Source organism: Pseudomonas sp. zfem004 (assembly GCF_032621715.1).
GTDB lineage: Bacteria > Pseudomonadota > Gammaproteobacteria > Pseudomonadales > Pseudomonadaceae > Aquipseudomonas > Aquipseudomonas sichuanensis.
On the sequence record NZ_JAVYJF010000017.1, the window covers coordinates 109,500 to 135,210 of the forward strand.

Annotated in this window: 25 protein-coding genes, 3 tRNA genes and 1 rRNA gene; 7 read left to right on the forward strand and 22 right to left on the reverse strand. The window is 63.5% G+C overall.

From position 1 onward, the window contains the following. Positions 1 to 24: 24 nt before the first annotated feature. The 3 genes from RTH46_RS18830 to RTH46_RS18840 all read left to right on the forward strand — a co-directional run bounded on the left by RTH46_RS18830 (position 25) and on the right by RTH46_RS18840 (position 2,339). Positions 25 to 654: a DUF1780 domain-containing protein gene (locus tag RTH46_RS18830; protein WP_110991746.1), complete on the forward strand. Its 630-nt coding sequence runs from the start codon at positions 25 to 27 to the stop codon at positions 652 to 654. Positions 655 to 785: 131 nt separating this feature from the next. Further along, a complete protein-coding gene (locus RTH46_RS18835) occupies positions 786 to 959 on the forward strand; it encodes a DUF3094 family protein (RefSeq protein WP_110991747.1) in 174 nt (57 codons plus the stop codon). An 84-nt stretch (positions 960 to 1,043) separates the two neighbouring features. Then, the gene (locus RTH46_RS18840; RefSeq protein ID WP_153789244.1) at positions 1,044 to 2,339 is read left to right on the forward strand and encodes an NAD(P)/FAD-dependent oxidoreductase; all 1,296 of its coding nucleotides are present in this window, start codon (positions 1,044 to 1,046) and stop codon (positions 2,337 to 2,339) included. A 198-nt stretch (positions 2,340 to 2,537) separates the two neighbouring features. Here the strand turns inward: RTH46_RS18840 and RTH46_RS18845 are convergent, their stop codons facing one another. The 7 genes from RTH46_RS18845 to rluD form a co-directional block, all read right to left on the reverse strand. After that, positions 2,538 to 3,074, reverse strand: a complete 537-nt coding sequence (locus RTH46_RS18845) for a dihydrofolate reductase family protein (protein ID WP_153789245.1) — start codon at positions 3,072 to 3,074, stop codon at positions 2,538 to 2,540. Between the two features lie 102 nt (positions 3,075 to 3,176). After that, positions 3,177 to 3,252: transfer RNA gene (locus RTH46_RS18850), tRNA-Lys, on the reverse strand. Positions 3,253 to 3,258: 6 nt separating this feature from the next. After that, a tRNA-Pro gene (locus RTH46_RS18855) sits at positions 3,259 to 3,335 on the reverse strand. Between the two features lie 4 nt (positions 3,336 to 3,339). Continuing rightward, positions 3,340 to 3,415: transfer RNA gene (locus RTH46_RS18860), tRNA-Asn, on the reverse strand. A 434-nt stretch (positions 3,416 to 3,849) separates the two neighbouring features. Then, positions 3,850 to 6,414: an ATP-dependent chaperone ClpB gene (gene clpB / locus RTH46_RS18865; RefSeq protein ID WP_153788155.1), complete on the reverse strand. Its 2,565-nt coding sequence runs from the start codon at positions 6,412 to 6,414 to the stop codon at positions 3,850 to 3,852. Positions 6,415 to 6,681: 267 nt separating this feature from the next. After that, entirely contained in the window at positions 6,682 to 7,422 is a 741-nt protein-coding gene (gene pgeF / locus RTH46_RS18870) for a peptidoglycan editing factor PgeF (protein ID WP_279845231.1), read from the reverse strand. Next, positions 7,419 to 8,381: a 23S rRNA pseudouridine(1911/1915/1917) synthase RluD gene (gene rluD / locus RTH46_RS18875; protein WP_279845232.1), complete on the reverse strand. Its 963-nt coding sequence runs from the start codon at positions 8,379 to 8,381 to the stop codon at positions 7,419 to 7,421. Before rluD ends, pgeF begins: the two co-directional genes overlap by 4 nt. Positions 8,382 to 8,530: 149 nt before the next feature. On the opposite strand from rluD, the gene RTH46_RS18880 reads away from it, so the two are divergent. Then, positions 8,531 to 9,550, forward strand: coding sequence for an outer membrane protein assembly factor BamD (locus tag RTH46_RS18880; protein WP_153788159.1), 1,020 nt, complete (start codon positions 8,531 to 8,533; stop codon positions 9,548 to 9,550). Between the two features lie 94 nt (positions 9,551 to 9,644). Beyond that, positions 9,645 to 9,875, forward strand: a complete 231-nt coding sequence (locus tag RTH46_RS18885) for a PP0621 family protein (RefSeq protein WP_153788160.1) — start codon at positions 9,645 to 9,647, stop codon at positions 9,873 to 9,875. A gap of 181 nt (positions 9,876 to 10,056) precedes the next feature. Here RTH46_RS18885 and thiO read toward each other — a convergent pair whose 3' ends face one another. From thiO to pilV, 5 genes are read right to left on the reverse strand one after another with little or no spacing between them, the layout of a single operon-like run. Further along, positions 10,057 to 11,154: a glycine oxidase ThiO gene (gene thiO / locus RTH46_RS18890; RefSeq protein WP_316906344.1), complete on the reverse strand. Its 1,098-nt coding sequence runs from the start codon at positions 11,152 to 11,154 to the stop codon at positions 10,057 to 10,059. 53 nt (positions 11,155 to 11,207) lie between these two features. After that, entirely contained in the window at positions 11,208 to 11,606 is a 399-nt protein-coding gene (locus RTH46_RS18895) for a type IV pilin protein (RefSeq protein ID WP_316906345.1), read from the reverse strand. Between the two features lies 1 nt (position 11,607). Next, positions 11,608 to 12,078, reverse strand: coding sequence for a hypothetical protein (locus RTH46_RS18900; protein ID WP_316906346.1), 471 nt, complete (start codon positions 12,076 to 12,078; stop codon positions 11,608 to 11,610). Further along, a complete protein-coding gene (locus RTH46_RS18905; protein WP_279845236.1) occupies positions 12,075 to 12,710 on the reverse strand; it encodes a PilW family protein in 636 nt (211 codons plus the stop codon). Before RTH46_RS18905 ends, RTH46_RS18900 begins: the two co-directional genes overlap by 4 nt. After that, positions 12,707 to 13,063, reverse strand: coding sequence for a type IV pilus modification protein PilV (pilV, locus tag RTH46_RS26350; protein WP_410478580.1), 357 nt, complete (start codon positions 13,061 to 13,063; stop codon positions 12,707 to 12,709). Before pilV ends, RTH46_RS18905 begins: the two co-directional genes overlap by 4 nt. A 109-nt stretch (positions 13,064 to 13,172) precedes the next feature. Here pilV and RTH46_RS18915 point away from each other — a divergent pair, with 109 nt between their 5' ends. After that, positions 13,173 to 13,652, forward strand: a complete 480-nt coding sequence (locus RTH46_RS18915; protein ID WP_316906347.1) for a GspH/FimT family pseudopilin — start codon at positions 13,173 to 13,175, stop codon at positions 13,650 to 13,652. Here the strand turns inward: RTH46_RS18915 and ispH are convergent, their stop codons facing one another. The 6 genes from ispH to murJ form a co-directional block, all read right to left on the reverse strand. Continuing rightward, a complete protein-coding gene (gene ispH / locus RTH46_RS18920; RefSeq protein ID WP_316906348.1) occupies positions 13,653 to 14,600 on the reverse strand; it encodes a 4-hydroxy-3-methylbut-2-enyl diphosphate reductase in 948 nt (315 codons plus the stop codon). Positions 14,601 to 14,614: 14 nt separating this feature from the next. Beyond that, on the reverse strand, positions 14,615 to 15,052 hold the full coding sequence (locus tag RTH46_RS18925) for a peptidylprolyl isomerase (RefSeq protein ID WP_110991776.1): 438 nt from the start codon (positions 15,050 to 15,052) through the stop codon (positions 14,615 to 14,617). Continuing rightward, positions 15,045 to 15,557: a signal peptidase II gene (gene lspA, locus RTH46_RS18930; RefSeq protein WP_110991777.1), complete on the reverse strand. Its 513-nt coding sequence runs from the start codon at positions 15,555 to 15,557 to the stop codon at positions 15,045 to 15,047. The genes RTH46_RS18925 and lspA overlap by 8 nt, the downstream gene beginning before the upstream one ends. Then, entirely contained in the window at positions 15,550 to 18,381 is a 2,832-nt protein-coding gene (gene ileS, locus RTH46_RS18935) for an isoleucine--tRNA ligase (RefSeq protein ID WP_316906349.1), read from the reverse strand. The genes lspA and ileS overlap by 8 nt, the downstream gene beginning before the upstream one ends. Continuing rightward, complete coding sequence (gene ribF / locus RTH46_RS18940) at positions 18,378 to 19,328, reverse strand: bifunctional riboflavin kinase/FAD synthetase (protein ID WP_279845239.1); 951 nt, start codon at positions 19,326 to 19,328, stop codon at positions 18,378 to 18,380. Before ribF ends, ileS begins: the two co-directional genes overlap by 4 nt. A 117-nt stretch (positions 19,329 to 19,445) precedes the next feature. After that, positions 19,446 to 20,984: a murein biosynthesis integral membrane protein MurJ gene (murJ, locus tag RTH46_RS18945; protein ID WP_316906350.1), complete on the reverse strand. Its 1,539-nt coding sequence runs from the start codon at positions 20,982 to 20,984 to the stop codon at positions 19,446 to 19,448. 251 nt (positions 20,985 to 21,235) lie between these two features. Here murJ and rpsT point away from each other — a divergent pair, with 251 nt between their 5' ends. Further along, complete coding sequence (rpsT, locus tag RTH46_RS18950; protein WP_003247625.1) at positions 21,236 to 21,514, forward strand: 30S ribosomal protein S20; 279 nt, start codon at positions 21,236 to 21,238, stop codon at positions 21,512 to 21,514. Between the two features lie 185 nt (positions 21,515 to 21,699). Here rpsT and RTH46_RS18955 read toward each other — a convergent pair whose 3' ends face one another. The 4 genes from RTH46_RS18955 to rrf form a co-directional block, all read right to left on the reverse strand. Next, on the reverse strand, positions 21,700 to 24,000 hold the full coding sequence (locus tag RTH46_RS18955) for a PqiB family protein (protein WP_279845241.1): 2,301 nt from the start codon (positions 23,998 to 24,000) through the stop codon (positions 21,700 to 21,702). Next, positions 23,993 to 24,616 carry a paraquat-inducible protein A gene (locus RTH46_RS18960; RefSeq protein ID WP_153788180.1) on the reverse strand — a complete coding sequence of 208 codons (624 nt, stop codon included), beginning with the start codon at positions 24,614 to 24,616 and terminating at the stop codon, positions 23,993 to 23,995. The genes RTH46_RS18955 and RTH46_RS18960 overlap by 8 nt, the downstream gene beginning before the upstream one ends. Beyond that, entirely contained in the window at positions 24,603 to 25,262 is a 660-nt protein-coding gene (locus RTH46_RS18965; RefSeq protein ID WP_153788182.1) for a paraquat-inducible protein A, read from the reverse strand. Before RTH46_RS18965 ends, RTH46_RS18960 begins: the two co-directional genes overlap by 14 nt. A gap of 194 nt (positions 25,263 to 25,456) precedes the next feature. Beyond that, positions 25,457 to 25,602 (reverse strand): 5S ribosomal RNA (gene rrf, locus RTH46_RS18970). Between the last annotated feature and the right edge of the window lie 109 nt (positions 25,603 to 25,711).

Here is a 25,711-nt window from a genome sequence, read left to right on the forward strand (position 1 = left end):
CGTTTAGCGACTAAGCTTGTCCCCATGGATGACTCCGACTACTTGCGCCTGCTTACCATCCAGGCCGAACAAGCCAATGCCTTTCTCTCCAATGCGCGCAAATGGGAGCGCGAGCGTTGGGTGTGCCAGCGCCTGCTGCAAGGGTTGAACATTGCCTACCGCAGCGAGGACTTCACCCCGGCCGGGCAGGAGCCGCCGGATGTGCTGTTTCGCGATGCGGCGTTCGAGGTGTTCTTCGTGCTCGACGAGGGCCGGCGGCTCAACGACGAATGGCGCGAGGAGCTGCAACGCCGGCGCAGTGCGTTTTCCCTGAGCCAGTTGGTGCGCCGCGAAGCACGGCCGCGGCGCATCCCTGCCCAGGAGCTGCTGGCGCGCCTGGCGCCGACCTTGCGCAAGAAGGCGCACAACTACCGGGAGCGCGGGCTGGACTTGAGCGAGCTGGACATCATTGCCTTCGCCAGCCTCAAGCGCGAGGTGCTCGACCTCAACAGCCATTTCCCGCCACCCACCGAATACCTGCGCCAGGGCTGGCGTTCGCTGTCGCTGGTGGGGCCGACCTTTGCCCGGGTGCTGTTCGCCCACCCGGATGCGCCGGATTTCTTGCGGGGCAACCTGGGGCGCAGCATCGTGTTCGATGTAGGCATCAGTCTTTGATCCAGTGCCGAGAGTCTTTGCGATCACGTACACTCGGCGCCAGAGATAGAACGCATTATCATTCGTTCCACGCGTTTGCGTGAACGCTGTGGCGTACACGCAGTCAGAAACGTCTATCTACGAGGCCCACCATGACCAGCCGCCTGAATCCTGAAGATCAGCGTCGCGTCGATGAGTACTTGAGTGCCCCCCAGCATCGTGTCGAGCGCAGGCCTTTCCGGCCGTTGCTGCTCCTGTTGCTGGTGGTGGCCGTGACCATCGGTCTGGGCCTGTTGAGCCGCCTGTTGAGTGGACTGGTGCTATGAGCTGCCTTGCGCTCGCCCTCCCCTCGGCTGCGTTGCGGCCGGGCCTTGTGCCCACGAATTCCGTAAAACTTGTGAGATATCCCTATGACTCATCGCATCGTGATTGTCGGCGGCGGCGCCGGCGGCCTGGAACTGGCGACCCGCCTGGGTAAAAGCCTGGGCAAGCGCAAACAGGCCGAGATCACCCTGGTTGATGCCAACCTGACGCACATCTGGAAGCCACTGTTGCACGAAGTGGCGGCCGGTTCGCTGAACTCCTCGGAAGATGAACTGAACTACGTAGCCCAGGCCAAGTGGAACCACTTCAACTTCCAGATGGGCCGCATGAGCGGCCTAGACCGCGAGACCAAGCAGATCCAGCTGGCTGCGACCCTCGATGACGAGGGCCGTGAGCTGCTGCCTGCGCGCACCATTGGCTACGACAGCCTGGTGATCGCCGTGGGCAGCAACACCAACGATTTCGGCACCCTGGGCGCGGCGCAGCACTGCCTGTTCCTCGACAGCCGCAAGCAGGCCGAGCGCTTCCACCAGCAACTGCTCAACCACTACCTGCGCGCCCATGCGGGCGATGTGGCCAGCGAGAAGATCAGCGTGGCCATCGTCGGTGCCGGTGCCACGGGTGTCGAGCTGGCGGCCGAGCTGCACAACGCCGCCCATGAGCTGGCGGCCTATGGCCTGGACAAGATCCAGCCGAAGGACATGCACATCACCCTCATCGAGGCCGGCCCGCGCGTACTGCCGGCGCTGCCCGAGCGCATCAGCGTGCCGGTGCACAAGACCCTGGAAAAACTCGGGGTAACGGTGATGACCAACGCCGCGGTCAGTGAAGTGACCGAGGATGGCCTGAAGACGGCGTCCGGCGAAGTGATCCAGGCCAGCCTGAAGGTGTGGGCGGCGGGTATTCGTGCGCCGGGCTTCCTGAAGGACATCGACGGTCTGGAAACCAACCGCATCAACCAGCTGGTGGTGCGCCCGACCCTGCAGACCACCCGCGACGACAATATCTTCGCCTTCGGCGATTGCGCCGCCTGCCCGCAGCCGGGCAGCGACCGCAACGTGCCGCCACGGGCCCAGGCTGCGCACCAGCAGGCTTCGTTGCTGGCCAAGAGCCTGAAGGCTCGCCTGGAGAACAAGGCGCTGCCGACCTATGAGTACAAGGACTATGGCTCGCTGGTGTCGCTGTCGCGCTTCTCGGCGGTGGGCAACCTGATGGGTAACCTGATGGGCAGCGTGAAGCTGGAAGGCTGGCTGGCGCGGATGTTCTATGTGTCGCTGTACCGCATGCACCAGATGGCGTTGTATGGCTTCTTCCGCACGGCGATGCTGATGCTGGGTAGCAAGATTGGGCGCGGGACCGAGCCTCGTCTGAAGCTGCACTGACAGCCGCACCGCGGCTCAAGGTAAATACGAAGATCTTGTGGGAGCGGCGGTGCGCCGATGCGACTTGCCCCGCGATGACGTCAGCTCAGGCGCCATCGTTGTAACGGCTGGCACCATCGCGGGGCAAGCCCGCTCCCACGTCATGATTTCTGCACGGTAGCGCGGCTCCCACAAGATACACATGGCCAATCGGCGACGTTAACGGACCACGCGATACGTGCTCTGCACGAACCCGCTCTCGTAACTGGTCGTCTTCATGTGCTGCAACAGCACATCCTTCGCCAACTCGCCAAACAGCGGTATCCCCTGCCCCAGCAACACGGGAATGCGGGTGATGGTCAGCTCGTTCACCAGCCCCTCACGCAAGAACCCCTGAATCAACTTGCCGCCATCCAGGTACAGGCTTCTCGCGCCCGTGGCCTGCAAGTGCTCGAGCAGCTCAGGGATCGGCCCGGGGTGCAGCTCGACTTGCCCCGGTGCATTGGCGGGCAACGCTGCCAGGCTGGCGCTGACCACCACCACGCGGGTGTCCGGATAGGGCCACTGGCCGAAGGTCATTACCTTGTCGAAGGTGCCACGCCCCATCACCAGCGTATCGACGCCGGCCATGAACCCCGCATAGCCATGGTCATCGGCCGACTCGGTCGCCCCCATCAACCAATCAAGGCTGCCGTCCTCCCTGGCGATGAAGCCATCCAGGCTGGTGGCGATGAACACACTGGCTTTCAAAGGCATGCTGCGGCGCTCCTGCGGGCAAAGCGCACAGGGTAGCAAGGGCGGGAATATAAATCGCGGGCAAAAGAAAAAGGGCATCTCTTTCGAGATGCCCTCTTTACATGGTGGGTCGTGTAGGATTCGAACCTACGACCAATTGGTTAAAAGCCAACTGCTCTACCAACTGAGCTAACGACCCTGAAAATGGTCGGGGTGAGGGGATTCGAACTCCTGACATCCTGCTCCCAAAGCAGGCGCGCTACCGGACTGCGCTACACCCCGAGATTGGCTCCGCGACCTGGACTCGAACCAGGGACCCAATGATTAACAGTCATTTGCTCTACCGACTGAGCTATCGCGGAACTGAACTTCGGTACAACTTACTTCACTGCTACTCCGAAGGCTGTGTTCGCTTCGGGCTCTTTAGCTTCGCTGCTTTCGCTTTGTCGCTGCTGAGGCCGGCTATTCTACATTCTTCGTTTTGCTTGTCAACCCCTTTTTTTCATTCAACTTACTGATTTGTAAGTTGTTTTGCGGTCACCGGTGTTGCTGGTGATTCGCTTAGTGGCTGACAACGCGGCGTATATTAGGGGCACTTCTTTTTCCTGGCAAGCGTTTTTTTCAAAAATTTCAGCAAGTTATGAAAAAAGGTCGGGAAGAGCCGATTTTGCTGGGCCGCACCGGCCCTATCGCGGGGCAGGTGGTGCAGGCGTGGGAGCGGGCTTGCCCCGCGATGCTGTCGACCCAAGCACAAAAAAAAGCCCCGCTTTCGCGGGGCTCTGCATTTCAACAGTGATCAGGCAAAGACGATTTCGTCGCCTTCCACCTTTGCCGTGATCGCCGCACCAGGCAGGAACTGCCCACCAAGGATCAACTGCGCCAGCGGGTTTTCGATCCAGCGCTGGATCGCACGCTTGAGCGGCCGTGCGCCATACACCGGGTCGTAACCCACGGCGATCAGCTTGTCCAAGGCCTCGGGGCTGAGGCTCAGGCTCAGCTCGCGCTCCAGCAGGCGGCTGCGCAGGCGGCCCAGCTGGATCTCGGTGATACCGGCGATCTGCTCGCGGCCCAGTGGCTCGAACACCACCACTTCGTCGATACGGTTGATGAACTCGGGCCGGAAGTGCGCGCCCACCGCATCCATTACCGCCGCACGCTGCGCCTCGCGGTCGCCCACCAGTTCCTGGATCTGCGCCGAGCCCAGGTTGGAGGTCATCACGATCACCGTGTTACGGAAGTCCACGGTGCGGCCGTGGCTGTCGGTCAGGCGGCCGTCTTCAAGTACCTGCAGCAGCACGTTGAACACATCCGGGTGGGCTTTCTCCACCTCGTCCAGCAGCACCACCGAGTACGGCTTGCGGCGCACGGCCTCGGTCAGGTAACCGCCCTCTTCATAACCCACATACCCTGGTGGGGCACCGATCAGCCGCGCCACGGAGTGTTTCTCCATGAACTCGGACATGTCGATGCGCACCATGGCCTCTTCGGTGTCGAACAGGAACTCGGCCAGGGCCTTGCACAGCTCGGTCTTGCCCACGCCGGTCGGGCCGAGGAACAGGAACGAGCCGCTGGGGCGGTTCGGGTCGGACAGCCCGGCACGGGAGCGGCGCACGGCGTTGGCCACGGCAGTCACCGCCTCGTCCTGGCCGATCACCCGCTCATGCAGCAGGCTTTCCATCTTCAACAGCTTCTCGCGCTCACCTTCGAGCATCTTGGCCACCGGGATGCCGGTCCACTTGGAGACCACTTCGGCGATTTCTTCCTCGGTCACCTTGTTGCGCAGCAGCTGGTTGTCGCTCTTGCCGTGCTGGTCGACCATCTGCAGGCTGCGCTCCAGGTCCGGGATGACCCCGTACTGCAGCTCGGCCATGCGGCTGAGGTCGCCTTTGCGGCGGGCGGCTTCGAGCTCCTGGCGGGATTGCTCGATCTTCTGCTGGATCTGCGCCGAACCCTGCACCTCGGCTTTCTCGGAAGCCCAGATTTCTTCGAGGTCGGAGTACTCGCGCTCCAGCCGCTCGATTTCTTCGGTCAGTTTTTCCAGGCGTTTCTTCGCCGCTTCGTCCTCTTCTTTCTTCAGCGCCTGGGATTCCACCTTCAGCTGGATCAGACGGCGGTCGAGGCGGTCGAGCACCTCCGGCTTGGAGTCGATCTCCATGCGGATGCGGCTGGCGGCTTCGTCGATCAGGTCGATGGCCTTGTCCGGCAGCTGACGGTCGGTGATGTAGCGGTGGCTGAGCTTGGCCGCGGCGATGATCGCGCCGTCGGTGATGGCCACCTTGTGGTGCACTTCATAGCGTTCTTTAAGGCCGCGCAGGATGGCGATGGTGTCTTCCTCGCTCGGCTCTTCGACCAGCACCTTCTGGAAGCGGCGCTCGAGGGCAGCGTCCTTCTCGATGAACTGGCGGTACTCGTTGAGCGTGGTGGCACCTACGCAGTGCAGCTCGCCACGGGCCAGGGCCGGCTTGAGCATGTTGCCGGCGTCCATGGCGCCCTCGCCCTTGCCGGCGCCGACCATGGTATGCAGTTCGTCGATGAACAGGATGATCTGGCCTTCTTGCTTGGACAGCTCGTTGAGCAGGCCTTTGAGGCGCTCTTCGAACTCGCCGCGGTACTTGGCGCCAGCGATCAGCGCGCCCATGTCCAGCGCCAGCAGGCGCTTGCCTTTGAGGCCATCGGGCACTTCACCGTTGATGATGCGCTGGGCCAGTCCTTCGGCGATGGCGGTCTTGCCCACGCCGGGTTCGCCGATCAGCACCGGGTTGTTCTTGGTGCGGCGCTGCAGCACCTGCACGGTGCGGCGGATTTCGTCGTCACGGCCGATCACCGGGTCGAGCTTGCCTTCCTCGGCACGCTTGGTGAGGTCGACGGTGTACTTGTCCAGGGCCTGGCGCGACTCTTCGGCGTTGGCGTCATTTACCGCCGCGCCGCCGCGCAGGTTGTTGATGGCGTTTTCCAGGGCCTTCTTGGTCACGCCCTGGCCGAGCAGCAACTTGCCGACCTTGCTGTTCTCGTCCATGGCGGCGAGCAGCACCAGTTCGCTGGAGATGAACTGGTCACCTTTCTGCTGGGCCAGGCGGTCGGCCTGGTTGAGCAGGCGCGCCAGGTCCTGGGACATGTTCACGTCGCCGGTGGGGTTCTGGATTTTCGGAAGCTGGTCGAGCTCCTTGGTCAACGCCTTCTTCAGGCTGTTGATGTCGAAGCCCACCTGCATCAGCAGCGGCTTGATCGAGCCGCCCTGCTGGTCGACAAGCGCCTGCAACAGGTGCAGGGGCTCGATGGCCGGGTGGTCCATGCCCACGGCCAGGGATTGGGAATCGGATAACGCGAGTTGCAGCTTGCTGGTCAGTCGGTCTATTCGCATGGGGATACCTTCCTATAAAGGGCAGGCGGAGCGATGGACAGCACCTGTATGAAGAACCTGCCTGAGATGACCAATAGATAGGGGTGATTCTGGAAGATTCAAGCGTAGCGGGATTGACGGAGGTCAGCAGGGAGGGTGGTGGGATTGAGATTGCCGGGGGCTGCTGCGCAGCCCAATCGCCGGCAAGCCGGCTCCCACAGGGGCAGCACAAACCTTGACATGTGGGAGCTGGCTTGCCAGCGATTGGGCCGCGAAGCGGCCCCAGGATTAGCGAGGGCTGAGCCACACCAACGAAGCAAAGCGCCCACCCTGCGGGGTGCGGCGATAGGAGAAGAAGCGTTGATCGCTGACGGTGCAGAAACCACCGCCGTAAACAGCCGTCACACCGCGTGCGGCCAGGCGGATCCGCGCCAGCGCATAGATGTCGGCCATCAGCTTGCCCGGCCGTTCACCGTCTACAAAGGCTGCAGCTGCCTCGGGATGCACGGCCGTGAACGCATCACGCACTTCCAGGCCCACTTCGAATGCCTGCGGGCCAATGGCAGGGCCCAGCCACACCAGCACCTCTTCAGGCGGCACGGCCAGGCGGTCCAGGGTAGCTTCCAGCACACCACCGGCCAGCCCGCGCCAGCCAGCATGGGCGGCGGCCACACGGGTGCCGGCACGGTCGCAGAACAGCGCGGGCAAGCAATCGGCGGTCATCACGGTGCAGGCAATGCCGGGCTGGTCGGTCCAGCTGGCATCGGCCTCGGCGACTTCGGCCGGATTGGCGTCAGCCACCACCAGCCCATGCACCTGCTTGAGCCAGGCGGGCTGGATGGCGAATTCATCACTGAGGCGACGACGGTTCTCGGCAACGGCCAGCGGGTCATCGCCCACATGGTCGCCAAGATTGAAGGTGGCATAGGGCGGCAGGCTGACGCCGCCCTCGCGGGTGGTGACACAGGCGCGTACCGAGGCCGGGGCCGGCCAGTCGGGGAAGATCAGCGACTGCGTCAGGCCACTCATCCGATGAAGCTCTCGCGGTCCTGTTCGAGCAGCGACAGCAGCCACTTGAAGTCGTCCGGCAGCTCCGACTTCCACTCCATGCGCTCACCGGTGGTCGGGTGATCCAGGGCCAGGAAGCGTGCGTGCAGGGCCTGGCGCGGGAAGTTCTTCACCGCCTCGACCATGGTCACGCTGGCGGCCGGTGGAATGCGGAAACGTACGCCGTACGTCTGGTCGCCGACCAACGGATAGCCGACATGGGCCATGTGCACACGGATCTGGTGGGTGCGGCCGGTTTCCAGCTTGACCCGCACATGGGTGTGCGAACGGAAGCGCTTGAGTACCCGGTAGTGGCTGACCGCCGGCTTGCCGCCGTCGGTGACCGCCATGCGCTGGCGCAGGCCGCCGTGACGGCCGATCGGCGCGTCGATCTTGCCACCGGCAATCACCACGCCCACCACGATGCATTCATAGATGCGGCTGACGCTGCGGCTCTGCAGCTGCTCGACCAGCTTGGTCTGTGCCTGCAGGGTCTTGGCCACCACCATCAGGCCGGTGGTGTCCTTGTCCAGACGATGCACGATACCCGCGCGCGGCACATTGATGATGTCCGGCACATGGTGCAGCAGGGCATTGAGCAAGGTGCCATCGGCATGGCCGGCCGCCGGGTGGACCACCAGCCCGGCAGGCTTGTTGATCACCAGGATCTGGTCGTCTTCGTAGACGATGTCCAGCTCGATATCCTGGGCCACCCATTCACCCTGGGCTTCCTGTTCGGCCTGGAGGGCCAGGATGTCGCCACTGTGAACGGTGTCGCGCGGCCGCAGTACCGCGTCATTGACGGTCAGGCGGCCGTCCTTGATCCACGAAGTCAGGCGCGAACGCGAGTACTCGGCGAACAGTTGGGCGGCGACCTGGTCGAGGCGTTGGCCGCCCAGTTCGGACGGGACCTCTGCGCTAAGTTGAATGATCTCGGACATGCTCAATTCGGCGGGCGTACAGCCTTTGGTTTCGGCTGCGTGCTTGTGGTTAAATACGGCTTCTTTTGCCCCGGGGTTTGGCCGGGGGCGCTCATCATAACAGGACGGCACCGCCCAAGACAGCGGCCGTCAAAGGGACGCAAGCCGCCATGCAAGTGAAACACCTGCTGCTGATCGCCATCCTCGGGCTCACCGCTGCCTGTTCCTCGAACAAGGAAGTCATTGACGAGAACCTCAGCGAGGCCGAGCTGTACCAGCAGGCCCAGGCTGATCTGGACAACTCCAGCTACACCAGCGCCGTGAACAAGCTCAAGGCCCTGGAGTCGCGCTACCCGTTCGGCCGCTACGCCGACCAGGCCCAGCTCGAGCTGATCTACGCCAACTACAAGAACTCCGAGCCCGAGGCCGCCAAGTCCGCCGCCGAGCGCTTCATCCGCCTGCACCCGCAGCACCCGAACGTCGACTACGCCTATTACCTCAAAGGCCTGACCTCTTTCGACCAGGACCGTGGCCTGCTGGCGCGCTTCCTGCCGCTGGACATGACCAAGCGTGACCCAGGCGCCGCCCGCGACTCGTACAACGAGTTCGCCCAGCTGACCAGCCGCTTCCCCAACAGCCGTTACTCGCCAGACGCCAAGCAGCGCATGATCTACCTGCGCAACCTGCTGGCCAGCTACGAAATCCACGTGGCCAACTACTACCTGAGCCGCGAGGCCTATGTGGCCGCCGCCAACCGTGGCCGCTACGTGGTCGAGAACTTCCAGGAAACCCCATCGGTCGGCGACGGCCTGGCGGTGATGGTCGAGTCGTACCAGCGCATGCACCTGGACGAACTGGCCGCTACCAGCCTGGAAACTCTCAAGCTCAACTACCCGAACCACCCGAGCCTGGTCGATGGCCAGTTCGTCGCCACCCAGGATGAAAACGGCAACCGTTCCTGGCTGTCCAAGGCCACTCTGGGCCTGATCGAAACCGAGACACCGCTGCCGCCGGGCGAGACCCGCGCCAACCAGGACGTGGTGCGCCAGTTCCAGGACGCTCGCTCCGAGATGCCGGAAGACCTGCTGCCCAAGGACGAGAACGGCGACCCGATCCTGCCGGAAGGCCCGAAAGAAGCCGAGAAAGACCGCTCGTGGTTCAGCTACATGACCTTCGGCATGTTCGACTGACCCTGCGCGTGACGAAGAAGGGAGGCCCAAGGCCTCCCTTTTTTATTGGCCGCATCCTAGACTGTCGCCTTCTTCTCTCGACAAGCTGGACACCATGGTTCGCCTACTTTTCTGGATCGCCCTTATCGCTGCCGCGTTCTGGCTGTGGCGCAAGTTCAAGACCAGCCAGCAATCCCCCGCCGAGCCACGCCTCGACGACCCGTTGCGGATGGTGCGCTGCGCCCACTGCGGCGTGCACCTGCCCAATGACCGTGCCCTGCAGTTGGGCAAGGACTGGTATTGCAGCCAGCAGCATCTGGAGCAGGGGCCTGGGCGTCAGGGCTAAGCCCAGTACTGCGTTTGCCCCATCGCCGGCAAGCCGGCTCCCACAGGGCGTGCGTATCCTGTGGGAGCGGCGGTTCGCCCCTGCGATTTACCCGCGAACACCGGCAGAGCCGGTGCCATCCACCGCGCCGCCTGCTTCGCGGGTAAACCCGCTCCCACAGGCTGAATCGCATCCGGCAACCTCAGCCCAGGCGACCCGCCGGCGCATACGGCGCCGGGTCGATGATCGGCGTGCGGCCCAGCAGCAAATCAGTGAACAACTGGCACGATGCCGGCGCCAGCACCAGGCCGTTGCGGTAATGCCCGCAGTTCAGCCACAACCCCTGATGCCCCGGCACCTGGCCGATGAAGGGAATGCCTTCCGGCGAGCCCGGGCGCAACCCGGCCCAGTGGCCGACCACCGTGGCATCGGCCAGGGCCGGCAGCAACTCGATGGCCGAGGCCTTGAGGCTGGCCAGCGCTTCGGCGGTGGGGGTCTTGTCGTAGCCTTCGTGCTCCAGGGTACTGCCCACCAGGATGTGCCCGTCGCGGCGCGGGATCGCGTAGCGCCCCTTGGCCAGGACCATGCTAGGCAAGAAATCTTCGGCGCACTTGAACAGGATCATCTGGCCCTTGACCGGCTCCACCGGTAGTTCCAGGCCCAGGGTCTGCAACAGATCGCCGCTCCAGGCACCGGCACTGAGCACCACATCATCGGCGGCCAGCACGCCGTCGTTGGTCTGTACACCGACGATGCGCCCGCCTTCCTGGGCGAAGCCGGTGACTTGGCAATGCTCGCGCAAGGTAACGTTGGGCAGCGCCAGCAGCGCGGCCTTGAGCGACTTGACCAGGCGCGGGTTGCGCACATTGGCCACACCGGCCATGTAGATCGCGTGGCGGTAGCCCGGGCCCAGAACCGGCACGGCGTCGTAGGCCGCCGAGATATCCACCGCACTCAGCGGGCGCTGTTCGCGCGCAGCCCATGCCAGGGCCTCGGCTTCATCGTCCAGATCCAGCCAGTACAGGCCGGTAGTGTGCACCTCGGGGTCGACGCCGGTGCTGTCGAACAGGCGCTCGCCCAGCTGTGGATAAAAATCCTGCGACCAGTGCGCCAGCGCGGTCACCGCCTTGCTGTAGCGCCACGGGTACAGTGGCGAGACGATACCGCCCCCCGCCCACGACGACTCGCGACCGACTTCGCCCTGGTCGCACAGCACCACCCGGTCGACCTCGGCCGCCAGGTTGAACGCCGTCAGCAGGCCGATGACGCCACCGCCCACAATCACTACTTGCTTGCTCATCGTTCGATCCAACACCTGAAGTAATTCCACGGTGCCGAGGCACCTTCTGATCTTCAGCTTCCCCAGCAAAGCTCGGCATCGTCGCCAGCACCTGGGTTGCTGCGCACGCCTGCCTGGTCGAGCTGGAAGTCGCCACAGCGATCGTGCGCCATCAACCCGCCGGGCAGGCGAATGGCCAACAGCGTGAAACTGTCTGTTTCACGGCGAGCCTGCAGGCGGTAGTAGCGGTTACCCATGGGCAATGGCGTCACCAGCTGTTCGTTGTCGGCATAGCCGCCGACGCGGGTGTGGTGGCGCGCAAGGCGCAGCGCCGCATCCTGCAGCAGGCCGGCCACCTCGCTGCGCGCGGCACGCTGTAGCTGTTCGCTGTAACTGGGGTAGGCAATGGCTGCCAGCATGCCGATCAGCGCCACGACAATCAACAACTCGATAAGGCTCAGACCACGCTGCATGTCAGTCGTCCTCCAGGCGTTGGCGCCAGCTGATGCGTCGCATCACGGCCGCGCCATCCAGCGCATACATTGCTTCAAGGGCCCGACGGCCGTGCACCTGATGGCTGACGGCCGTTACCCGGAACAGCGTCACCTGCTCGCCTGCCGGCATGCCGGCAGCCTTGGTGCTTTCGCCAAGGTTCTGCAGCAGGACGTAGCCGCTGTCGGTTGCTTGCCAGGGCGGAACAGGATCGTCGCCCGGAAGGCCGGGGGGCAGGCACGCCGAGCACTCCTCGGGCAAGTGAGTCGACAACAACGCTGCGCCCTCGACCAGGCTGGCCTCCGCCTGCTCAAAAGCGCGCGCACCCGCCAGTTGCTCGCTCATCATTTGCTGCTGCACCAGTGCTTCACGTAGCCCCTGGGCCGCCAGCAATCCCAGCAGCAGGCTCAGGCTCAACGCCAACAGCAGGACGACGCCGCGCTGGCGCTTCATGCGTCACCCTGCGGATTGCGCACGGCCACGCTTATCTGGTGCTGTTGCTCAAGCTGGTGCTGGCGGTCGTACAGGATGAGGCGGATATCCACACGCTGGCCCACCCTGGACAGCTCCAGCGCCCGCACATTGTCGATCAGCCTGGCGTTCTGGGATTTGGTGAGGAGCAACAGGCTTCCATCGCGCAATTGGTAGACCAGCCGGCGCACCGGCAAGGCGAACAGATCGCCCGCCGGCACATGCTGGCCGCCCATCACGTGCGCCCAACTGCTGCAATCGCCGAGCACTGTCCAATCCGATGGGCCAGGCAGGCCGGGTAGCGCGGCACCGACCAGAGTGATGTTGCCAGGGGTGATCTGGATCGGGTTGGCAAAGGCCTGAGCAGCGTCGGACACGCGGAAGTCCTCGGGCTCAAGGCGCAAGCAGCCGAACATGCCGGCCATGCGGATATCCTCGGCCATGCGCTGCAGGACCAGCCGGGCGTCATCCTGCATCCGCGCGGTCGCGCCTTGCAGGCGCCAGGCCTGGTAGGCCGAACCGAACACTTGGCTCGCTGCTGCCAGCAGCATCAGCCCGAGCGCCAGCGCCAACATCGTCTCAGTCAGGCCGACACCTGTTTGCCGGCGCGTCATGGCTGCACCCTGCCCTGCAAGCCAAGCACCTGCCGCTCAGCGCCCACTGACCAGTGCACCTCCAGCATCAGCCGGCCAGCACTGTGGCTGACCTTGCCCTCAGCCGAAGCCCCCAGCACGGCAGGTACCTGTACCTGCCAGGCCGCCTGGTCGGCAGCCGATAGCGCACCCGCCGCTCTCACCCGCTCCAGCATGCCCTGCAACAACTGCAGCGCCTGGCCCTCACGCCGGGCGTTGTCGCTGGCCTGCAAACCACGCACCTGCAGCGCCGCTGCCATGAACACGCCCAGCGCCAGCACCGCCATGGCCACCAGCACCTCCAACAACGTCATGCCACCTTCCCTGGCCCACATTGCTCCCCCTCCTGGGATCTTTCCCCGCCCACTACCTGAAGTGGCCGACTGGCGCTCCTGCCAGGCGACCGCGAAGCTTCAGCGAAGCACTTGTTGGGAGGAATGCACGGTGAAGCAACAGGGCGTAACACTGATACAAATGATGTGCGCGCTGGCCGTGGCCGGCCTTCTGACGCACCTGGGGGTATCGGCCTACAGCAAGGTCAGCGAAGAGCTGTATCAGTCTGCGACTGCGCGGGAGCTGGCGCAGGCGCTGCGTGACGCGCGCAACCAGGCGCTGCTGCGCCAACAGGCAGTGCTGGTACTGCCAGTGGAGGGAGACTGGGGCAAGGGCTGGCGCCTGTCGCTGCAGCGCGACGGCCAGTTGCTGCGCGAACATCGCCTGGGCAGGTCAATCTGGATTGTCGCCAGCGATTCAAGGGAAATGAGGTTCAGCGGGCGCGGCGCGCCATTGGGGTCTGGCTTCGGTGGTGTCACCCTGCATATCTGCCAGCGCAACACCGGGGCCAGCCTGTATCAGGTGGTGCTGAGCCCCAGTGGAAGAGTACGCCTGCTCAACGACGAAAAACGTCGCTGCGCAGGCGACTGATCAGATCAGCGAGCGAACCCGCAGCTCTTTGGGCATGGAGAAGGTGATGTTCTCCTCACGGCCATCGAGTTCTTCGGCGCCGGTGGCGCCCCAGGCCTTGAGCTGTTCGATCACGCCACGCACCAACACTTCGGGGGCCGAAGCACCGGCGGTGATGCCGATCCGCCCGACACCATCGAACCAGCAGCGCTGCAGGTCCTCGGCACCGTCGATCAGGTAGGCCGGGGTGCTCATGCGCTCGGCCAGCTCACGCAGGCGGTTGGAGTTGGAGCTGTTGGGGCTGCCGACCACCAGTACCACGTCGCACTCATCGGCCAGTTGCTTGACGGCGTCCTGGCGGTTCTGGGTGGCGTAGCAGATGTCGTCCTTGCGCGGCCCACCGATGCTCGGGAAGCGTGCGCGCAGGGCATCAATGACCCGGCTGGTGTCATCCATCGACAGGGTGGTCTGGGTGACGAAAGCCAGGTGCTCGGGGTTGCGCACCTGCAGCGCGGCGACGTCCTTCTCGTCCTCGACGAGGTAGATGGCGCCGCCATTGCTGGCATCGTATTGCCCCATGGTGCCTTCGACTTCCGGGTGCCCGGCGTGGCCGATCAGGATGCACTCACGGCCGTCGCGGCTGTACTTGGCCACCTCGATATGCACCTTGGTCACCAGCGGGCAGGTGGCATCGAAGACTTTCAGGCCACGGCCGGCTGCCTCCTGGCGCACCGCTTGCGATACACCGTGGGCACTGAAGATGACGATGACGTCGTCCGGCACCTGGTCCAGCTCTTCGACGAACACCGCGCCACGGCTGCGCAAGTCTTCGACGACGAACTTGTTGTGCACCACTTCGTGACGCACGTAGATCGGCGGGCCGAAGACTTCCAGGGCGCGGTTGACGATCTCGATCGCCCGGTCGACCCCCGCGCAGAAGCCGCGCGGGTTGGCGAGTTTGATTTGCATGCTCGGCTCCAGGCTCACAGGGCCTTCACGTCGAGGATCTGCACCTCGAAGTTGAGGGTCTTGCCAGCCAGTGGATGGTTGAAGTCGATGGTCACCTGGTTGTCGTCGAACGCTTTGACCACACCCGGCAGCTCGGTGTTGGCGGCATCGTTGAAGATCACCAGCAGCCCGTCGGACAGCTCCATGCCTTCGAACTGCGAGCGCGGCATCACCTGCACGTTCTGCGGGTTGTGCTGGCCGAAGGCGTTCTCTGGGGCGATGCTCAGCTTGCGCTGGTCACCGGCCTTGAAACCGAACAGGGCGCTTTCGAAGCCTGGCAGCAGGTTGCCATCGCCGACCTTGAAGGTGGCCGGGGCCTTGTCGAAGGTGCTGTCGACGGTGTCGCCGTTTTCCAGGTGCAGGGCGAAGTGCAGGGTCACTTCGGTGTTCTGGCCAATACGTGTCTCAGTCATGGACAGGCTCCTCGGACTTCTTGCTCTTGAACATATCCAGCGCCAGCATCACCGCACCCACGGTGATGGCGCTGTCGGCCACGTTGAAGGCCGGGAAGTAATGGGTGTTGCGCCAGTGCACCAGGATGAAGTCGACCACATGGCCAAGCACCACGCGGTCGTACAGGTTGCCCAGCGCGCCGCCCAGCACCAGGGCCAGGGCCACGGCAAGCCAGGTCTCGTTGCGCCCCAGGCGCTTGAGCCAGACCACCAGCACGGCACTGACCACCACGGCGATCAGGGCGAACAACCAGCGCTGCCAGCCGGAGCTGTCGGCGAGGAAGCTGAAGGCCGCGCCGGTGTTGTAGGCCAGGGTCCAGCTGAAGTAGTCGGGGATGACCACGATCTGCTGGTACAGGCTCAATGCCCCTTCGAAGTAGACCTTGGTGGCCTGGTCGACGACCAGTACCACCAGGCTCAGCCAGAGCCAGGCAAGGCGCCCGAAGCGCCCAGCTGCATTAGGCATAGTGGCGCACCTCACCTTCACCGCTCAGGTTGTCGACGCAACGGCCGCAGATTTCCGGGTGCTCCGGGTGGCTGCCGACGTCGGCGCGGAAGTGCCAGCAACGGCCGCACTTGGCGTGGCCGGACTTGACGATCTTCAGCTTGAGGCCTTCGACTTCGGTTGTCACGGCATCGGCCGGGGCCTGGACGAACGGCACCACGCTGGCGGCGGAGGTGATCAGCACGAAGCGCAGCTCGTCGCCGAGCTTGTTCAGGTCGGCGGTCAGGCCCTCTTCGGCGAACAGAGTGACTTCGGCCTGCAGGTTGCCGCCGATGACCTTGGCGCTGCGCTGGTTCTCCAGCTCCTTGTTGACGGCTGCCTTGACGGCCATCACACGGTCCCAGTAGGCGCGGTCAAGCTCGGCGTCGGCCGGCAGTTCGCTCAGGCCCTGGTACCAGCCGTTGAGCATCACCGACTCGTTGCGCTCGCCTGGCAGGTACTGCCAGATTTCGTCGGCGGTGAAGGCCAGGATCGGCGCGATCCAGCGCACCAGCGCCTCGCTGATGTGGTACAGCGCGGTCTGGCAGGAACGGCGGGCGACGCTGTTGGCGCCGGTGGTGTACTGGCGGTCCTTGATGATGTCGAGGTAGAAGCCGCCCAGCTCCTGCACGCAGAAGTTGTGGATCTTCGAGTAGACGTTCCAGAAGCGGTATTCGCCGTAGTGCTCTTCCAGCTCGCGTTGCAGCAGCAGGGTACGGTCCACCGCCCAGCGGTCCAGCGCCAGCATGTCTTCGGCCGGCAGCAGGTCGCGGGCCGGGTCGAAGCCGGACAGGTTGGAAAGCAGGAAGCGCGCGGTGTTGCGGATACGGCGGTAGGCGTCGGCGCTGCGCTGCAGGATCTGCTCGGAAACCGCCATCTCACCGGAGTAGTCGGTGGCCGAGACCCACAGGCGCAGGATGTCGGCACCCAGGGTGTTGTTGACCTTTTCCGGCTCGATGGTGTTGCCCAGCGACTTGGACATCTTGCGGCCGCTCTCGTCCACGGTGAAGCCGTGGGTCAGCAGTTCGCGGTACGGCGCGTGGTTGTCGATGGCGCAGCCGGTCAGCAACGAGGAGTGGAACCAGCCGCGGTGCTGGTCGGAACCTTCCAGGTACAGGTCGGCGCGCGGGCCGGTGGCGTGGCCGATGTCGTGCGAACCACGCAGCACGTGCCAGTGGGTGGTGCCGGAGTCGAACCAGACGTCGAGGGTGTCGGCGATCTTGTCGTACTGGCCGGCTTCGTCACCGAGCAGTTCGGCGGCGTCCATCTTGAACCAGGCTTCGATGCCTTCTTTCTCGACGCGCTTGGCCACTTCTTCCATCAGTTCGACGGTGCGCGGGTGCAGCTCGCCGGTTTGTTTGTCGAGGAAGAACGGGATCGGTACACCCCAGTTGCGCTGACGCGAGATGCACCAGTCCGGGCGGTTGGCGATCATCGAGTGCAGGCGCGCCTGGCCCCAGGCTGGGACGAACTTGGTGTCTTCGATGGCCTTGAGCGCGCGTTCACGCAGCGGCTCGCCAGTGGAGGGCTGCTTGTCCATGCCGACGAACCACTGCGCGGTGGCGCGGTAGATCAGCGGGGTCTTGTGGCGCCAGCAGTGCATGTAGCTGTGGCTGATGGTCTCGGTGTGCATCAGCGCACCGACTTCGCTCAGCTTGTCGACGATGGCCGGGTTGGCCTTCCAGATGAACTGGCCGCCGAAGAACGGCAGCGATTCGACGTACACGCCGTTGCTCTGCACCGGGGTGAGGATGTCGTCATTGACCATGCCGTAGCGCTTGCAGGTGACGAAGTCGTCTTCACCGTAGGCAGGCGCCGAGTGCACCACGCCGGTACCGGCGCCCAGTTCGACGTAGTCGGCCAGGTAGATCGGCGACAGGCGGTCGTAGAACGGGTGGCGGAAGTTGATCAGTTCCAGCGCCGAACCCTGGGCAGTGGCGATGACCGAACCTTCGAGGTTGTAGCGCTTGAGGCACGACTCGACCAGCTCTTCGGCCAGCACCAGCAGGCGCTCGCCGGTATCGACCAGGGCGTACTTGAACTCGGGGTGGATGTTCAGTGCCTGGTTGGCCGGGATGGTCCACGGGGTGGTGGTCCAGATCACGATGGCCGCCGGCTTGGCCAGCGAGGCCAGGCCGAAGGCGGCGGCCAGCTTGGCGTCGTCTGCGACCGGGAAGGCCACGTCGATGGTCTGGGATTTCTTGTCGGCGTATTCGACTTCGGCTTCGGCCAGGGCCGATGCGCAATCGAAGCACCAGTTCACGGGCTTGAGGCCCTTGAACACGAAGCCTTGCTTGACCATCTCGGCCAGGGCGCGGATTTCACCGGCCTCGTTGGCGAAGTTCATGGTCTTGTAGGGGTTGCCCCAGTCACCCAGCACGCCCAGGCGGATGAACTCGGTCTTCTGCCCTTCGATCTGCTCGGCGGCGTACTCGCGGCACAGCTCGCGGGTGCGGTCGGCGGTCAGGTGCTTGCCGTGGGTGACTTCGACCTTGTGCTCGATCGGCAGGCCGTGGCAGTCCCAGCCCGGCACGTAGGGCGCGTCGAAGCCCGACAGGGTTTTCGAGCGGACGATCATGTCCTTGAGAATCTTGTTCAGCGCATGACCGATATGGATCTTGCCGTTGGCATAGGGCGGGCCGTCGTGCAGGACGAACTTCGGACGATCCTTGCCAATTTCGCGCAGCTTCTGGTACAGGCCAATGCTGTCCCAGCGCTGCAGAATCTGCGGTTCGCGCTGAGGCAGGCCGGCCTTCATCGGGAAGGCGGTGTCCGGAAGGTTTAGCGTGGCTTTGTAGTCGGTCATTTCAGGCTCTTCGTTAGCGGTTGAGCGTGCCAGTGGGCACGTGCGGCGGCGATGTCCGCGTCGATCGCCGACTTCAGCGCCTCCAGGGAGGCGAAACGCTGCTCTTCACGCAGCTTGTGGTGGAACTCCACCGTCAGACGCCGGCCGTAGAGGTCACCGGCGTAGTCCAGAAGATGAATCTCCAGGTGGGGACGCCCGTCACCGGCGACGGTGGGGCGTACTCCGATATTGCCGACACCCGGCCACTGCTTGCCGTCGATCTCGATGCTGGCCAGGTAGACCCCGGACAGCGGCACGCGGCGGCGCTTGAGCTGGATGTTGGCGGTGGGCGTGCCGAGCTGACGGGCCAGTTTCTGGCCGTGCAGCACGCGCCCGGTAATGCGGTAAGGGCGGCCCAGCAGGTGCGCGGCCAGTTCGAAGTTGCCTTCGCTGAGGGCCTTGCGCACTTCGGTGCTGCTGACCCGCAGGCCGTCCTGGATCACGGTGTTGGCGGCTTCGACGGTAAAGCCGTAGCGCGCGCCTGCATCGACCAGGAAATCGAAATCGCCGGCGCGGTCGCAGCCGAAGCGGAAGTCGTCACCCACTTCGAGGTGGCGCACACCCAGGCCATCGACCAGGATCGCCTTGACGAACTCATCGGCGCTGAGCTTGCTCAGGCGCTGGTTGAAGGCCAGGCACAACACCCGGTCGATACCTTCGGCGGCCAGCAGCTCGACCTTGTCGCGCAGGCGCGCCAGGCGAGCCGGAGCGGTGTCGGGGGCGAAGTATTCGCGCGGCTGCGGCTCGAAGATCACCACGCAGGTGGGCATGCCGAGTGCCTGGCCACGCTCGCGCAGGCGCGCGAGGATCGCCTGGTGACCCCGGTGGACCCCGTCGAAGTTGCCAATGGTGGCGACACAGCCCCGGTGCTCGGGGCGCAGGTTGTGAAGACCTCGAACCAGCTGCATAACGCGCTTCTTGCTCATAAAGTGGCCGATTATAACCACACCCGGGCGCTGACGACAGGCAGCAGCGCCACCCGGGTGTGTGGAATGTGAAAAACCGACGCCTGACCCTTTTGCGCCTCAGTGCAGCGCTTTGCGGGCGAAATGCCGCGGGCGGAAACCGCACAGGTACAGGCAACCGAAGTAAGTGACCACACCCGCCGCGATCAGGCCGCCCAGGCGCAGGAAGCGCGCCAGCATATCGCCCTGCGCCCAGGCCGGCAGGTAGTGCATGCCCAACAGCAGCACGCCCGACATCAACCCTACCGCCAACACCAGCTTGAGCAGGAACAGCAGCCAGCCTGGCTGCGGCGTGTACAGCCGTTGGCTGCGCAGCTTCCAGTACAGCAAGCCGGCATTCAGGCAGGCCCCCAGGCTGATCGCCAGGGCCAGCCCGGCATGGGCCAGCGGGCCGACCAGCGCCAGGTTGAGCAGTTGGGTGCAGACCAGGGTGAACACCGCGATCTTCACCGGCGTGCGGATATTCTGCTGCGCATAGAAGCCGGGTGCCAGCACCTTGACCAGGATGATCGCCAGCAGGCCCACCGAATAGGCGATCAGGGCACGTTGGGTCATGGCCGCGTCGAAGGCGGTGAACTTGCCGTACTGGAACAGCGCCACGGTCAGCGGTTCGGCAAGAATCGCCAGGGCCAGGGTGCACGGCAACACCAGCAGGAAGCACAGGCGCAGGCCCCAATCGAGAATCCGCGAGTACTCTTCACGGTCCTTGTTGGCGTAGGTCTTGGCCAGGGTCGGCAACAGGATGGTGCCCAGGGCCACGCCCAGCACCCCCGAAGGCAGCTCCATCAGCCGGTCGGCGTAATACATCCACGACACCGAACCGGCCACCAGGAAGGAGGCGAAAATGGTGTTGATGATCAGCGAGATCTGGCTCACCGATACCCCGAGGATGGCCGGCAGCATCTGCTTGAGCACCCGCCACACGCCGGCGTCGCGCAGGTTCAGGCGCGGCAGCACGAGCATGCCGATCTTCTTCAGCGCGGGCAGCTGGTACAACAGTTGCGCCAGTCCGCCGGCCAGCACGCCCCAGCCCAGGGCCATGATGGGCGGGTCGAAGTAGGGTGTGAGCAGAACGGCGAAGGCAATCATCGCCACGTTGAGCAGGGTCGGGGTGAAGGCCGGAACGCTGAAACGGTTCCAGGTATTGAGGATGGCGCCTGCCAGCGAAGACAGCGAGATCAGCAATATATAAGGAAAGGTCACCCGCAGCAGCGAAGTGGTCAGTTCGTACTTCTCGGCATTGTCGACGAACCCCGGCGCCGTGGCCCAGACCACCCAGGGCGCGGCAAGAATGCCGACGACGGTCACCAGTGCCAGGACCAGAGTAAGCAGGCCGCTGACATAGGCAATGAAGGTTCGGGTGGCCTCCTCGCCCTGCTGGGTCTTGTACTCGGCCAGGATCGGCACGAAGGCTTGCGAAAACGCGCCCTCGGCAAAGATCCGCCGCAGCAGGTTGGGCAGCTTGAAGGCGATGAAGAAGGCGTCGGTGGCTACGCCAGCGCCGAAAATCCGCGCCAGGATGGTGTCGCGCACGAAGCCGAGCACCCGGGAAATCATGGTGATGGAGCTGACCGCAGCCAGGGATTTGAGCAGGTTCATCGAAAAGATTCACGCCAGAGGACGGAGGACGCTGCCAGTTGGCATCCGAATGTGCGATACTCCCGCGCCTTCGCAGGGGAGCCAAAAATTCCCGAGTTTACAGGTCGCGTAGCAGAAAGGAATCTTTCCTGCCTGTTGACCCACCACTCGGCGGAACCTTGCAGGTGGCCTTGACATCCGTTCGACTCGTCGGCATGATTCGCGGCCTATTTTGTTTGCTATTTACCTAAAGTCTTTCGAGGAGCTCGACGGTGGCCAACACACCTTCCGCCAAGAAACGTGCAAAACAGGCTGAGAAGCGTCGCAGCCACAACGCCAGCCTGCGTTCCATGGTTCGCACCTACATCAAGAATGTAGTCAAAGCCATTGACGCAAAAGACGCTGAAAAAGCGCAAGCCGCTTACGTTCTGGCTGTGCCTGTAATCGACCGTATGGCCGACAAGGGCATCATCCACAAGAACAAGGCTGCTCGCCACAAAGGCCGTCTGAATGGCCACATCAAGGCACTGAAAGAAGCTGCAGCTGCCTAAGCGACGTTCTTGTCGAAAAAACCGACCCTAGGGTCGGTTTTTTTATGCCTGCAGAAAAGCATCTAGAACGCTGGAACGTGGGAGCGGGCTTGCCCCGCGAACACCGGCGAAGCCGGTGCCCGACGTTGCGAAGCCTGCATCGTGGGGCAAGTCGCAGCGGCGAACCGCCGCCGCCACGGTTTGACTCACTTGCCGATCTGCAGCTTCGGCGCCCACTGCAGCCAGGCATCTTCTGGCTTGTCGAACAGGGCGAAGGTCTGCTGCGGCCGCGCCGGGTTGCCCATCTGCTCACCATCCGGCGTGGCAAAGGCAATACCACCGTCGATCAAGGTTTCCAGCGACTCGGTACGCACCGTGGCGCCTTTGAACAGACCCCAGTCGAAACCGAACCCGCTGCTGTTCCAGAAGCGACTGCCTCCGCGCACCAGGCCGGCATAACGCGGCTCGATCAGGATGTGGATAAGTACCCGGTCGGCAGTCTGGCCCAGCTCGAAGCCGACCACCTTGCCCACCGCGACTTCACGGTAGGTGACCGGCACCCCGGGCTTGATCGAGCCGCGCCGCGGCGCGCTCAGGGTCAGTGGCAGGCCGACTTCTTCGCCCTTAAGCTCCGGCGCATCGGCCAAGGCGATGAAGTCACGCTGCGGCCCCTTGTCCTTGAGCGCCGGCAACACTTCCAGGTACTGCCCTCCCACCAAGGTATCGAGGTTCTCGGTGCGCACCAGGCCCAGGGCCGGCTTGACCACCCAGAACTGTGTCCCCACTCGCGCAATGCGATCTGCGGCCTGGGTAATACGCGCCCTGAGCAGTACGCCCTGCAGGTCGCTGGTCAGATCCACGCTCTCGACACTACCCACGTCCAGCCCGCGGAAGCGGATCGAGGTACCCGGCTTCAGCCCATCGGCACGCTCCACGCGAATGGTTACCAGGGTGCCGGCACGGTTGGCGGCCTCCTGACTCTCATGCAGACGGAAACGCGGGATACGCCGTTTGAGCGGTACATCGGGTTTGGGTGTATCAAAAGAGATACCCCCGGCCATAAGGGTCTGCAGTGACTCACTCTTGACCTGGATCCCCGAGAGGCCGCCAGTCAGAGTGATACCACTGGCATTCCAGAAGCGGGTGGAGCCGTTGACCAGGTTGGCGTACTCCTTCTCGATGTGTACACCGATCAGGATGCGCTTGCTGTTGCGGGCGAACTGATAGCTCTGCACGCTGCCCACGCGCACCTGGCGGTACATGACCGGGCTGCCAACTTCCAGCGAGCCGAGGGTTTCGGCGAACAGCACCATGTGCAAACCTGGCGCCTTGAGATCAAGCGGCGGCGCCTTGGGCCGTGCCTCGAACTCACGCAACGGCTTGGCGCCGGGCTCACCCGGGCGAACAGCGATGTAGTTACCCTTTACCAGCGCCTCCAGGCCAGTGATACCGGCGAGCGAGATGGAAGGTTTGACCACCCAGAACTGGGTCCCTTCGACCAGGTAATCCTCTGCCAGTGGGTCCAGGGTCAGTTCCGCCATGGCGCTGGACAGGTCACCTTCGATCTTCAGGTCCTTGAGCGAGCCTACCTGGATACCCTTGTACAGCACCGGGGTACGGCCCTTCTGCAGCCCCTCGAAATCACTCAGCTTGACCTTCACCCGGATACCCGCCTGGGCGGCATCGAAATCCTCGTACAGCCGGAACGGCAGGCTTGGATCAGTGGGCGGGCTGTCCTGGCGATTTTCTGGCGTGGCAAAGGCGATACCGCCGGCGACGATGCTGGAAAGCGATTCGGTGCGTACCTTCACGCCGGACAGATCGGCATCGATGCTGACACCGCTGGCGTTCCAGAAACGCGTGTGCTTGCGTACCAGGCTGGCGTAGGCGGGCGCGATGAAAACCTTGATCTCCACAGTGCCCTGATCCTCGGACAGGCGATAGCTTTTCACCCGACCCACCTGAATCTGCTTGTAGAACACCGGGCTGTCACGGTTGAGCGAACCCAGGCGCTCGGCCTTGAGGGTCAGGTGCAAACCGGGCTCGGCATCGGACAACGGCGGGGCTTCCTTGAGCGCGGTGAAGCGCTTGGTCGGCTCACCCTGCCCTGGTTCCACGGCGATGTAATTACCTGAGACAAGCGTTTCAAGCCCGGAGATACCTGCCAGGCTGACGCTGGGCTTTACCAGCCAGAAGCGCGTGCCTTTGGTCAAATGCGGCCCGGCCGCCTTGTTCATTTCTATGGTGGCGACCACGCCCCGATTGTCACCCTTGTTATCCAGCTCCAGGCCCGTCACCTTACCGACCGACATGCCCTTGAAAATGACCTCGGTCTTGTTGGCGACTATGCCTTCGCCGGTTTCGAAGCGCACCTGGATTTCGATACCGGCGTCACGGTAGGCCTGCCAGGCCAGCCAGCCACCGATGGCCAGCGCGATCAGCGGCAGGATCCAGATAGCCGACCAGTTCGAAGCAGGGCGGGTTTTAGCCGTAGGCAAGTCACTCATGGTCGTCATCCGACTCCGTGTTGTCCCAGATCAGTCGGGGATCGAAAGTTAAGGCTGCGAGCATCGTCAGAATCACCACACTGGCGAAGGCGACAGCGCCCAGGTTGGCTTCGACACTGGCAATGCGGCCAAAATTCACCACCGCCACCAGGATGGCAATGACAAAGATATCCAGCATGGACCAGCGCCCGATGAACTCGATGAAGCGGTACATGAGGATGCGCTGGCGCGCCGACAGTGGCTGGTGGCGCTGCACCGAGTACAGCAGCAGGGCAATGCCCACCAGCTTGAAGGTGGGCACCAGGATACTGGCGATGAATACCACGGCGGCGATCGGCAACATGCCGTGCTTGAGCAGGGTAATGACCCCCGACATGATGGTGTCGGGGCTGCCCTGCCCGAGCGCACTGACTGTCATGATCGGCATCACGTTGGCAGGGATATAGAGCACCATCGCAGTGATCAGCAGCGCCCAGGTACGCACGATGCTGTTAGGGCGTCGCTCATGGACAATGGCCCCGCAGCGGGTGCACGTCTGCGACGTGGTATCTGCCTCGCGGCGGTTGAGCTCATGGCATTCACCGCAGACCAGAATGCCTGCATCAATCGCCCGCATGGACATCCTCCCCGGACAAGGCCACCCAGATCTGGTGCGGCGACATCACTACTTCCAGCCACACCTGCACCAGCAACAGGCTGATGAAGCAGAACAGGCCGAGACCGATACTCAGTTCAGCCAGGTCGACCAGTTTGACGATGGCAACCAGCACACCCATGAAGTACACCTCGAGCATGCCCCACTCGCGCAAGTGGTGATAAATACGATAGATCAGCAAACCGTAACTGCGACCGAGGTCAAAACGGATGCTCAGCAGCACCAGCAACTGGCACAGCAACTTGAGCAACGGGATGGCCATGCTGCACAGGAACACCACCACGGCGACGCCGCGCATGCCGGTGTTGTACAAGCCGAGCACGCCGCTCCAAACGGTATCGTCCGAGGTTTGGCCAAGCAGGTGCAGCTGCATGATCGGCAAGAAGTTGGCAGGCACATAGAGCAGCAAGGCGGTAAGGACCAGTGCCAGGCTGCGAGGAACGACATTATGCCGATGGGCATAAAGCTCGTAGCCACAGCGCGGGCAATGGGCCTTCTCGTCGTTTTGCAGCGTCGTTTTGCGCATCAGCAGGTCGCACTCGTGGCAGGCAACGAGTTCGTCCAAGGGTAACTGTGCGAGCGCTTGCGTATCGACAGGGTTGGGCATAGGAGGGTTCTGAATGGATGCGTCGGCTCTATTCTAGTGTTCTGACTCGAATTGTGGGAGACGACTATTGTGAGGGACTGTATGCCAGCACCTGAGGGGGTGGCGCTGCTCACTGCCCAGGAGCACTGATTTCGTCCTGGCAGAAAAGACAAAACCCCTACCTGCATGCGCAGATAGGGGTTTTGCGAAATGAATCTTGACGATGACCTACTCTCACATGGGGAAACCCCACACTACCATCGGCGATGCATCGTTTCACTACTGAGTTCGGGATGGGATCAGGTGGTTCTACTGAGTTCGGGATGGGATCAGGTGGTTCCAATGCTCTATGGTCGTCAAGAAATTCTGTTGCCCAGAATGTCTTGTGAACACTCTTGGCTAATTCGGATATGTGATTTGTGGTGCTTTTGTGAAAGGTGCGAATTTTCGGGTCTTTCGTCTTCACCACC